The organism is Candidatus Binataceae bacterium, assembly GCA_035308025.1.
Lineage (GTDB): Bacteria > Desulfobacterota > Binatia > Binatales > Binataceae > JAJPHI01.
Genome location: DATGHL010000052.1, coordinates 109,143 through 119,474 on the forward strand (window position 1 = coordinate 109,143; position 10,332 = coordinate 119,474).

14 protein-coding genes are annotated in these 10,332 nt (G+C 63.5%); 12 read left to right on the forward strand and 2 right to left on the reverse strand.

What is annotated here, in order from left to right; genetic code table 11:
* Positions 1-240 precede the first annotated feature (240 nt).
* Genes VKS22_16240 through VKS22_16250 form a run of 3 tightly spaced genes read left to right on the forward strand, consistent with a single transcriptional unit; the run spans position 241 to position 2,045 of the window.
* On the forward strand, positions 241-1,356 hold the full coding sequence (locus VKS22_16240; GenBank protein ID HLW72160.1) for a hypothetical protein: 1,116 nt from the start codon (positions 241-243) through the stop codon (positions 1,354-1,356).
* Positions 1,349-1,771 carry a hypothetical protein gene (locus tag VKS22_16245; protein HLW72161.1) on the forward strand — a complete coding sequence of 141 codons (423 nt, stop codon included), beginning with the start codon at positions 1,349-1,351 and terminating at the stop codon, positions 1,769-1,771. The genes VKS22_16240 and VKS22_16245 overlap by 8 nt, the downstream gene beginning before the upstream one ends.
* A 16-nt stretch (positions 1,772-1,787) precedes the next feature.
* A complete protein-coding gene (locus tag VKS22_16250; protein ID HLW72162.1) occupies positions 1,788-2,045 on the forward strand; it encodes a hypothetical protein in 258 nt (85 codons plus the stop codon).
* A gap of 7 nt (positions 2,046-2,052) precedes the next feature.
* Here VKS22_16250 and VKS22_16255 read toward each other — a convergent pair whose 3' ends face one another.
* Complete coding sequence (locus VKS22_16255; protein HLW72163.1) at positions 2,053-2,469, reverse strand: hypothetical protein; 417 nt, start codon at positions 2,467-2,469, stop codon at positions 2,053-2,055.
* Complete coding sequence (locus VKS22_16260; protein ID HLW72164.1) at positions 2,457-2,732, reverse strand: type II toxin-antitoxin system HigB family toxin; 276 nt, start codon at positions 2,730-2,732, stop codon at positions 2,457-2,459. The genes VKS22_16255 and VKS22_16260 overlap by 13 nt, the downstream gene beginning before the upstream one ends.
* Positions 2,733-2,872: 140 nt before the next feature.
* Here VKS22_16260 and VKS22_16265 point away from each other — a divergent pair, with 140 nt between their 5' ends.
* The 9 genes from VKS22_16265 to VKS22_16305 form a co-directional block, all read left to right on the forward strand.
* Positions 2,873-4,648, forward strand: a complete 1,776-nt coding sequence (locus VKS22_16265) for a phage portal protein (protein HLW72165.1) — start codon at positions 2,873-2,875, stop codon at positions 4,646-4,648.
* A gap of 13 nt (positions 4,649-4,661) precedes the next feature.
* Positions 4,662-5,069 carry a hypothetical protein gene (locus tag VKS22_16270; protein HLW72166.1) on the forward strand — a complete coding sequence of 136 codons (408 nt, stop codon included), beginning with the start codon at positions 4,662-4,664 and terminating at the stop codon, positions 5,067-5,069.
* Positions 5,047-5,736 (forward strand): hypothetical protein, encoded by a 690-nt coding sequence (locus tag VKS22_16275; GenBank protein ID HLW72167.1) that lies wholly within the window; start codon positions 5,047-5,049, stop codon positions 5,734-5,736. Before VKS22_16270 ends, VKS22_16275 begins: the two co-directional genes overlap by 23 nt.
* Entirely contained in the window at positions 5,733-5,945 is a 213-nt protein-coding gene (locus VKS22_16280; protein ID HLW72168.1) for a hypothetical protein, read from the forward strand. The genes VKS22_16275 and VKS22_16280 overlap by 4 nt, the downstream gene beginning before the upstream one ends.
* Entirely contained in the window at positions 5,942-6,367 is a 426-nt protein-coding gene (locus VKS22_16285; GenBank protein HLW72169.1) for a hypothetical protein, read from the forward strand. The genes VKS22_16280 and VKS22_16285 overlap by 4 nt, the downstream gene beginning before the upstream one ends.
* Positions 6,364-6,564: a hypothetical protein gene (locus VKS22_16290; protein HLW72170.1), complete on the forward strand. Its 201-nt coding sequence runs from the start codon at positions 6,364-6,366 to the stop codon at positions 6,562-6,564. The genes VKS22_16285 and VKS22_16290 overlap by 4 nt, the downstream gene beginning before the upstream one ends.
* A 105-nt stretch (positions 6,565-6,669) precedes the next feature.
* Positions 6,670-8,079 (forward strand): hypothetical protein, encoded by a 1,410-nt coding sequence (locus VKS22_16295; protein HLW72171.1) that lies wholly within the window; start codon positions 6,670-6,672, stop codon positions 8,077-8,079.
* On the forward strand, positions 8,076-9,182 hold the full coding sequence (locus VKS22_16300) for a hypothetical protein (protein HLW72172.1): 1,107 nt from the start codon (positions 8,076-8,078) through the stop codon (positions 9,180-9,182). The genes VKS22_16295 and VKS22_16300 overlap by 4 nt, the downstream gene beginning before the upstream one ends.
* Before the next feature lie 63 nt (positions 9,183-9,245).
* Positions 9,246-10,332: IS630 family transposase (locus VKS22_16305; protein ID HLW72173.1), on the forward strand; the 1,087-nt coding region annotated here is incomplete at its 3' end.

Below are 10,332 nucleotides of genomic sequence, written 5' to 3' on the forward strand. Positions count from 1 at the left end.
CATATAGAAGCCAGCTTTTTCTAAGCCGCGGCTCGCCGCCGCGCTTGCTTGCTGACGCTCTGCCTCAGGACCGTAATAACTTTCGCCGCTCATCCGCGGATGTTCGGGCCGGCGGGGATGGAGCGGCATATCGTGCAGCATCAAAAGAAGGAATGGCTATGAATCTGTGGATTCTGCTGAGGCGGCTTTTAGCGGGTCATTCGACGACTCGGGGGGAAACAAAACAATGGAGGTGCTGAGGTGGCGATAACGATTCAGGTGCATAACATTTCAACGGTGATGACCGAGGCGGCGGTCCTGCCTATCCTGGCGGCGGTCGAGGCCCAGATCGAGCAGGACGTGGCGCCGATATGGGGCAATCAGACGGTCAGGCTTGAGCTGATTGCGGCGGGCGTCAACTTTGCGCCCGGGATGTGGCGGTTCGTGATCGCGGATACGTCGGACCAGGCGGGCGCGGCCAAGCTCGATAAGGCGGCGCGGGCGGTGCAGCGGCTGCTCGATCCGGTCGAGTTCGCGCGCCATATCCTGCAGGACGATCCGTGGGAGACACAGGTCGCAATCACGCGGGCGCTCGAGCGACCGCAGGCGCGGGTGGCGGTCAAGGGCTGCCACGCCTCGTCGAAGACTCATCTGGCGGCCGAGTTCGTGCTGTGGTTCATCACGCGCTATGCGGACGCGATCGCGGTGACCACGGCGCCGACCGCGCGGCAGGCCGAGGATGTCATGTGGGGGGAAATCCACAAGGCGCGCTCGCGCAGCCGCGCCCCCTATACCAAGGGCAACCTGACCCATCTGGATATGGGCACGGACGGGACGCCGAATTACGCGACCGGGTTTACCACCAACAAAGGCGAGCAGGCGGTGAAGTTCCAGGGCTACCACGCACCGCATCTGCTGTTCGTGCTGGACGAGGCGCCGGGGATCCCGCCGGAGATTCTTGACGCGATCGAAGGCGCCGCGGCGGGCGGCGACGTGCGCGTGCTGATGCTGGGGAATCCGACGATTCCGAGCGGCAGCTTCTACGACGCGTTCACGCTCGGGCGCGCAAACTGGCAGACCTTTACGATCGATGCCTTCGACACGCCGAACTTCAAGCCGCTGCGCGAAGCCGCCGGCGGCAACAAAGATACGATGTTGGCGCTGCTGCGCGATTATCCGGAAGAGCATCCGGCGATCGCGTTTGCCGAGCGGCCGTATCTGGCGACGCCACTATGGGCGCGGCGGCGGCTGGTCGAATGGGGCGAGCGCTCGCCGATGTGGGCGGCGCGGGTGCGCGGGCAATTTCCCGAGCAGGCCGAGGACTCGCTGCTGTCGCTGGCGTGGCTCGAAGCGGCGCGCGCGCGAGGCGGTGGATAACCCGGCAGTCAAGCTCGCGGTCGGAATCGATGTCGCGGGCCCGGGCGAGGACGAGACCGTCGTGATGGTGCGCTGCGGACGGTCGCTGATCGCGCAACAGGCGTGGCCGGAGCAGGATCCGCGCGGCGCGGTCGCGGCCTTTTTGGCGCCGTACAAGCCGCGTATCGAAGAGCTCAATATCGACTCGGCGGGAATCGGCCATTACTTCGCGCAGCATTTCGACGACCTCGGCTATGAGGTGAATTTCGTCAACGTCGGCGAGGTCGTGGCGGCGAACGTCGACACCGAGCACTTCGTCAATCTAAAGGCGCAGCTTTACCTGGGGGTTGCGGCTGCGCTTCGAGGCCGGGGATATCGCCGGTGCGCTCGACGACACGACGATCTCGCAACTGGCGTCGATTCGCTACAGGCATAATCCGCGCGGGCAGGTGATGATCGAATCGAAGGACGAGGCGGCCAAGCGCGGGGTGAAGTCGCCGGACCGCGCCGAGGCGCTGATGCTGGCGTTTGCTGAGCGGACGCCGGGAATCATGGACTTCTACAACCCGGATAAGCGCCCGCCGGAGCCCGAGACGCCGGTCGGTAATCCGCTAGTGCCGGGGCTCGAGGCGACCATGGAATCGGACGCCGACGATCTGATCGACGTCTCCGAGCAGGAGCTCAAGAAGCTGCGCGAGCGGCGGAGCTGAGCGGGCTTTAAGCCGGCAAAAACGCGCCGGGCGGCAGCTTGAAGCGCGCGGCCAGCGCGGTGATTTGATGCAGGTTGAGGGTGCGCTTGCCGCGCAGAAGCTCCGAGACGACGCCCTGGCTGCCGACTTCCGGCAACTGGCTCTGGGTCAGGCCATGCTGCGCCATCAGGAACTTGAGCAGCTCGACGCCGGCGAGGTCGGGGACTGCATGATGCGCGTGGTCGTAGGCCTCGATCAGCAGGCTCAGGGTGTCGATAAAGCGGTAGCGCGGCTCTTGTGGGCGGTCGCCCACTTCGTCGACCAGCTGATCGAGTTGCGCGACGGCGGCGTCATATTCGCGTTCGCTGCGGATCGCCAGCAGCGGCAGATAATGTTCGGGGTGCTTAAGGCTGCGCACGATGGTTCGCGTCTTCATGGTTTCCAATCTCCACGGTCGTATTCCTGATGGGTCAGCACGTGGCGGATGTATACTCGCTGGGCGTTGAAATGAATCGCGGCGATCAGCCGATACTTGTTGCCGCCGAGGCTGAACACATACAGATTGACCGGCACGTAATCGACCGTGTTGAAGGTCTGCTTCAGCTCAGCAAGATTGCTGAAGCGGCCCTGCCTGACGATCTTGTACCACGCGCGCAACGACAATTCGGCATCGGCACGGCGTTGCCAGAATTCGCGCAGCGCCTTCAACGAGATCACGTGCATGGGCGGTACTCTATCTCAAGACGCGATAGTTGTCAACGCAAATTGAGATATTAAGCTCGACGCGCAGCGCGACAAGTAAAACGCGGCGGCTAGCAACTCGCGTGCGCCGGCCTCAAGAATAAAGCGTGGCTACTCGCGGTAAGTCGCGCGCAAAGAAGCAGCTCGCCAAATCCGGCGCTGAAGTCGCGCGCCGCGACGGCGTCGCGGTCAAGCCGCTCGATCCGGCGAAGCTGCTCGCGCAGGCGCGCCGCGAAATCGCCAACAGCTACCAGCAGGGCGTGCGCGACACGATTTCGACGCTGCGCACCTCGGATTGGCTGGGGCCGCAGCAGCCGACGCCGCCGCAGGCGCCGGCTGACGCCGCGGAGATCCGCACGTGGGATTATCCGACCGGCTACAACGTCAGTTTTCAGCCGCGCAAGTATGCGCCCTACTCGTTCGGCCAACTGCGCTGGGTCGCGGACAACTTCGATCTGCTGCGTGAGGTGATCGAGCGGCGCAAGGATGAAATCACCTCGCTCGATTGGGATGTCGTCAGCCGCGACGGCGACAATATCGACGACGACGACGGCGCGCAGGCGATCATCGAATTTCTACGCTACCCCGACGGCAACCCGCAGCATCCGTTTCAGACCTGGCAGCGGATGCTGCTCGAGGACATGTTCGTAATCGATGCGGCCGCGATCTATCCGTGGCCCAAGGCCAGCGGCGAGCTCTACCGGCTCGAAGTGATCGATGGGGCGATCATCGTGCCGCTGATCGACGAAAGCGGGCGGCGCCCCGAGCCGCCCGAGCCGGCCTTTCAGCAGGTGATCAAGGGCCTGCCCTATCGCAACCTCGAAGGCGCCGGGATGGCAACCGGCGTGGTCAGCGATACCACAACGATTGCGCTGACGTCGCAGGAGCTGATCTATTTTCCGCGCAACACGCGGCCCTATATGCCGATGTACGGCTACAGCCAGGTCGAGCAGGTGGTGCTGACGATCGCGATCGGAATCAAGGCCGAGCTGCGGCAGTACTACTGGTTCACCGAGGGCACGATCCCGGACTCGATGATCAGCGTGCCGCCGAACTGGACCGGCAAGCAGATCGCGCGCTTTCAGGCGTGGTTCGACGATATGCTGCGCGGGAATCTGTCGCGGCGTTCGGGCGGCGCGGTCTTTGTCCCCGGCGGGGTCAAGGACGTGATGCTCAAGGACTACAAATTCGATCTGCCGATGTTCCAGTGGATCGCGCGCGTGGTCTGCGCCAGTTTCCATGTCTCGAATCAGCCGTATATCGAGCAGCAGAATCGCGCGACCGCGCAGACCGCGCAGGTGATGCAGATTGCGGAGGCCGAGGAGCCTGACAAGCAGTGGTGGAAGTCGCTGATGAATCTGGTCATCCACCATTATTTCGGGCGGCTCGACCTCAAGTTCGCATACAAGGAAGACGACCAGACCGATCCGCAGGAGCGCGCCAAGGCGGCCGATATCCAGGTGCGCGGCGGGACCAAGACGGTCAACGAAATCCGCATGGCGAACGGCGACGATCCCTATCCGGCGGGCGTCGGCGACAAGCCGTTTATCGTGGCCGGCAATATGACCGTGCTGCTCGAGGATATCGAGACGGCCTCGCAAAAGGCGGTCGCGCCGGCGCCGGTCGTGGCCGGGGCGCAAGCGGGCGGCAATGAAGCCGCCGCGCCTCGCGTCAAGCCCGCGGATGCAAATGGAAACGCTGGCAATGATGCCGGCAATCCAGCGACGGCCAAAGCGGCCTCGGCGGAAAAAAAAGCCTCGCGCCAATGCGCTGGCCCGAACGCCCGTCGCCGCGCGGGCGGCCCGCGAGCTCGAACATCTTATGAGCGGGTTTTTCAGCGAGGAAAGGCACCGGGTCGCGGCCGCACTGGTCGCAGCCTATGAGAGGCTTTAAGACATGATCCGCGCAAACTATATCGGAGCGCCCGAGTTCTACAATCTGAATAACGTGTGCCGGATGATCACCGAGGCATTCGGCTGGAATCTATATCTCGTAGGGTCGTCGATGACCAGGCGGGATTATCGCGATGTCGACTTGCGGCTGATTTTACCTGACGAAGAGTTCGACTTGATGTTTCCTGGTATTTCCGGGGCACACTGGCTGGACGCGCGCTGGTCGCTGATCTGCGCGTCTATCTCGGAATGGATCGGTAAGCGGTGCAATCTGCCAATCGATTTTCAGATACAGCGAGAGACGCAAGCGAATGGGGAGTATCCAAGCGCCGGAGTGCATCCGCGTAACGCGCTAGGGATGTTCATCGAGCGAAACGATCGGGGCTCACATGGCGATCACGCCGGAAGATGAGGCGCGCGTGAGTGCGATTCTCGAACAGCTCGATTTGAGCGGCTGGGCGGTGCTGGTCAACGGCGTCACGCCGCTGCTCGGTGAGGTAATGCGCGCCGGCGGTAGCGCGGCGCTCGCCACACTCAAGATACCGGCAGCTGACGAGCTCGATTTGACCAACGTCGTCAACGCAGACGCCGCGGCCTTCGCCGCGGCGCGCGGCGCCGAGCTGGTCGGGATGCGCTACGACGAGGCCGGCGCGCTGGTCGCCAATCCCGACGCCAGCTGGGCAATCACCGACAGCACGCGCGAACTGTTGCGCGGGACCGTGCGCCAGGCGATCGAGGAAGGCTGGAGCGCGCAGCAGCTCGGCGCCGCGGTCGAATCGAGCTACGCCTTCAGCGCAACGCGCGCGGCGATGATCGGGCGCACGGAGATTGCGCGCGCCTCGGAGCAAGGGACGCTCAGCGGCTGGCGCAACAGCGGCGTGGTCGATGCGGTGCGCTGGGTGCTCGGCTCGGAGCACGACGATGACGTGCCGGGCGGCGATGAGTGCGACGACAATGCCGAGGCGGGCGCGATCGCGATTGGCGAGGCTTTTCCGTCGGGCGATGAAGCGCCGCCGGCGCATCCGAACTGTATCTGCGCGCTCGAAGCCGTAGTCAGTCAGGAGGGGGATGAGCAATGAGTAGTAGTGTGAGCGCGCCGGATCCGGCACTGACACTCGAAAAGGAGATCGGCGACTGGTACAACGGCAACCTGCTCGAAGCGCCGCGGCTGAAAAAGCTGATCGTGTTGAAGCATCTGCGGCTCGATATGCCCCATCTCAGTACTCATCCGAACAGCCTCGAGAGCGAAATTCGCAAAGAGCTCAAGGCGCTCAAGGCGGCGAAATGAGCGAATCAATCACCGGGCTGCGTCTGGCGAATGCGGTTGATCGGCTTGAGCAATGCCGCAATGCGATGATGGACGCGCATACCACGTTCGTTGCGACGCGCGCGGCGTTTCTGGAGCAGCGCGAAGCGGTGTCGCAATTGGTGCAAGGGCTCGAAGCCCCGGACACCCCGGCCACACCCGCAGGAGGATCAGCGCCCAAGCAAAATCATCGCGGACGGCCACACGACGGCGAGCGTCGGGTAATCGAATACCTTGCGGCGCATCCAAGGGTCGAACTCGATCAGATAGTCGCCGCACTTGCCATGAGCCCGGCTTATCTGCGTAACAGGCTGCTCCCGAAACTGCGGCTCAAGGGGCGGATTGTGAATAACCTCGGCCGGTGGGAGGTTGTGCCGTCGGCCCTCAATGGAGCCGCACATTGAGCGAACTGACGCCGCACGGGTTGCCCTTCGTGTTGCCGTCGGCGCTGGCGGATAAGTTGCGCGCGCGCGGCGTCGGCGCGGGATTCTTCGGCAAGGTGACGTTTCATTTCGAGCACGGTCAGGTTGTGCGAGTCGAGACGATCGCGGTCGATACGCCGGCCTTGAGCGCGCGCTTCGTCAAGGGTGATAATCGCTGACACCGACTAGATAGTTCGGGTATCGAGCGGAATCGAGCCCCAGCCGTTCGCGTGAAATCGCGCGGGCGCTGGGGCTTTTGGCTTTTTTAGGGGAGGTGCGGCGGGATGAGGCGGATAGTCGATAGACTCAGCGCGCTGGCGGCGCTGCTCATGGTGGCGGCGGCGGGCGCGTTTGCCGATCAGCCGCAGCCGGTGGCCGTGCCGCCAAATTTGTCGCTGCACGGCGCCGACACTATCGATTGCGTGCGCGGCTCGCGGCAGGCGGCCACTCTACTCGCGAGCGAAACCTTGACACTGGCCTGCTCATTAGCCGCGAGTCCAACCGGGCAGATCGACTTCGAGCTGCGGGTGTGTCAGGACGCGATCGGCGGCCGGACCTTGACCTGGAACAACAGCAACCTGGTCTGGAGTTCGGGCGTCGCGCCGACGATGCCGAGCGCGGCCGGCGCCTGCCTGAATGAACGTTTCCGCTACGATGGCGCGAGCTTTTATGACCTCGCCCCGCCCGCGGGCGCGACGATGGCGTTACCGGTCACGGCCGCGAATGGCGGCACTGGCGACAGCGTGGGGCGCGTCACCAAGACGAATGGGACGTACACCAACGGCCCGAACGGAACGACGCTGAACGAGCTGGCGGAATTCACGTACACGAATGTCGCGGCGCCGGCGCTGGTGCAGGAGTTCAACGGCACTGCGACGGGCCATACCGCGCCGATCGGGGTGGTCACGGCGGGCGCTGGCACTTCGGGTACGCCGACGATTGTGCATAACGGCCTGGTTGCGGTCGATTTCGACGGCCAGACCACGGCGGCTGATATTGCGACTTATTCGACCAGCAGCGCAACCCACACCATGCACGACTGCGGAGTCACGCAGAGTAGTAAATGCACCACGGCGGCGCTGGGCGTAATCCTGACTGCCAACTCGGGCGCGGGGACCAACTCCAACGTCAACCTGACGATGAACGCCCCGGTGCCGAGTTCGCTGGCGGCCAAGCTGATCACGGGGGGCAACACTACTGTGACTGCGCAGACCGGCACGCCGCCCGCGCAGAATCTCTGGACGACAATCGCTTCGGCGACCATTCCAGCAATGCCCGGTGGTAGCCCCGGAATTGGCAATATGGAATCACGCCTGATTCCTGGCAGCCTTGGTGTCTTTACGCTGGACGCTGTGCCAACCGACCTATGCTGCGAACTGAGTGTTGCTTCACTGTGCGCATCTGGGGCTCAAACCCAGATCGATTCTCACTGCCTTGGAGCCGCGTACCTGGCGACGTTAGCGCCGAATACGTCGTACCAGCATATCCCGTTTAATTTGGCTATTGCGAATTGGCAAGGATCGACAACCTCTGATAATCCACTTTCTTGCGGCAGTACCACGAGTCTGAAGTGTGTCTCCGCGGGCAATAATATCACGGTTCTTACCGCCCAGACTGGGGTGCTGGGATTAGCCGACGATGGTACGCAATCGTATGTGATGGAGATGCCGTTAATGGGCGGGGTGGGCCAGTGAAAAAGCCAATAATCGCTATCACTCTTTTGATGCTCGGACTAGGGCTGGCCTCAGCGCAAGTGCGCTTTACCGACTGTCCGATGTGGCTGCGGTTCTTCGGCAACGGCGGCGACGGCACGTTAGTCTCGAACACGACTATGAATGAGCAGGGAGAAAACGAGTACACATCGACCGGAGCATCTGGCACTACCCCGGGCGTCTCAGTCAATTTGCAGTCGTCGTCGGTTGTTACGATTACCTCAGTCAACACCGGCAACAAGCCTGCTGGTTCGTGGATAATTCTGGCGTGGGGTTCATGCACTTTCGCCGGAACTATAAACAGCAACAGCGTGACGAGTGCGACGACTGGCAACCTGGGAACGGCTTCGGGCGGAGGCTCCGGCGCGGGCGGCGGTTTTGGTGCAGCCAATGGCAGTAACGGCAGCAACGGGGTTCTTCCTGGTGGCACTGGACCGGCAGGTCAACAGCAGATGGCGGCGGCGGGCGCGGGAGGCACCAGCGGCATAGCTGGCGCTGCTGGAGCGACCCCGGCAGCGAACAGCCTGCGTGCCCTTTTGAACAACAATCCGATTGGCTTTCCCGCACTTGGCGGCGCAGCAGGAGGGGCAGGCGGTAGCAGTGGCGGCTCCGGTGGCGCGGGCGGCGCGGCCTTTATCGCCGCGTGTCTCGGCGGCATTACCTTCACCGGCACGATCAACGTGACCGGCGGCGCGGGTGGTGCAGGCGGAGCCAACACTGGTGGAGGCGGCGGTGGCGGCGGCGGCATGGTCATTTTAGCCGGTCCGACCGTGACCAATTCAAGGGACTATCATTCTGGCGGGCGGCGCGGCCGGAGTAATCGGCACCGGCACTTCGACGGCGGGCGGCGCAGGCGGCAACGGACTGAGCAAGGTCTATACGCACTCGCAGTAGTTATGCCTGACGCGATTGCGATCGTGGAGCAGATAACCTTTCTGCTGGACGGCTTGACCGAGCAGATCGGCGAGGTGTGCCCACCGGACGGCGTCATCTGCGGCGCCTTGCCGCTTTTGCGGGTGCTCCGGCCGCGAATAGCCAATGTCTCAACGCTGAGCGACAACCAGCTCAAGTTACTAGTGTCCTGAGTCATAAGAACGTTGAATAAATTATAGTCCGCACGCGTCTTTCATATAGGAGGAAGGACGGCGATGCGGACGGGGCGACCGATAGCACCTGTGAGCTTGACGGTGGCGGAGCGGGAAGCGCTGGAGCGCTGGGCACGCCGCCCGAAGAGCGCGCAAGCCTTGGCTCAACGCGCGCGCATGGTGCTGGAGTGCGCGAGCGGCAAGCCCAACACCACGGTCGCCCAGCGGCTGGGGTTGACCCACCAGACCGTCGGCAAATGGCGCCAGCGCTTCCTGGCGCGGCGGCTGGACGGCTTGCTCGACGAGCCGCGGCCGGGAGCCCCCCGCCAGGTGGACGATACGCAGATCGAGCGAGTGGTGCGGCTGACCTTGGAGAGTCTGCCCGCCGACGCCACGCACTGGAGCACGCGCGCGATGGCCAAGCGTTGCGGCTTGAGTCAGAGCATGGTGAGCCGCATCTGGCGGGCCTTCGCGCTGCAGCCGCATCGTGTTGAGGGGTTCAAGCTTTCCAAAGACCCGTTGTTTATCGAGAAGGTGCGCGATGTCGTAGGGCTTTACCTCAACCCGCCGGAGCGCGCGCTGGTCTTGTGCGTGGATGAAAAGGCGCAGATTCAGGCGCTCGACCGCAGTCAACCGGTGCTGCCCATGCGCCCCGGCCAAGCCGAGCGGCGCACGCCGGATTATCTGCGCTACGGCACGACCAATCTGTTCGCCGCGCTCGACTTCAAAGCCGGTACCGTGATCGGGGCGTTGCATCAGCGGCATCGGGCCATCGAGTTTCGCCAGTTTCTCCAGACCATCGACGACACCGTGCCGCGCGCCCTCGACCTCCATCTGATCATCGATAACTACGCCACGCACAAGACCCCGGCGATCCGGCGCTGGCTGGTGCAGCATCCTCGCTTCCACCTGCACTTCACGCCGACCGGCGCTTCCTGGCTCAACCTGGTCGAGCGCTGGTTCGCGGCGCTGACCGAAAAGCAACTGCGCCGCGGCGCGCACCGCAGCACCCGTGAACTCGAGGACGCCATCCGCCGTTATCTCGAAATCAACAACCGGCATCCCAAACCCTTCATCTGGACCAAAACCGCCGACCAAATCCTCGACTCCGTCGCTCGATTTTGTAAACGTTCTTTAGACTCAGGACACT

Coding starts and splice junctions, on each gene's coding strand:
- VKS22_16280 (HLW72168.1), top strand. CDS start 5,733: ATGAGTAGTAGTGTGAGCGCGCCGGATCCGGCACTGACACTCGAAAAG.
- VKS22_16285 (HLW72169.1), top strand. CDS start 5,942: ATGAGCGAATCAATCACCGGGCTGCGTCTGGCGAATGCGGTTGATCGG.
- VKS22_16270 (HLW72166.1), top strand. CDS start 4,662: ATGATCCGCGCAAACTATATCGGAGCGCCCGAGTTCTACAATCTGAAT.
- VKS22_16275 (HLW72167.1), top strand. CDS start 5,047: ATGGCGATCACGCCGGAAGATGAGGCGCGCGTGAGTGCGATTCTCGAA.
- VKS22_16295 (HLW72171.1), top strand. CDS start 6,670: ATGAGGCGGATAGTCGATAGACTCAGCGCGCTGGCGGCGCTGCTCATG.
- VKS22_16250 (HLW72162.1), top strand. CDS start 1,788: ATGATCGAATCGAAGGACGAGGCGGCCAAGCGCGGGGTGAAGTCGCCG.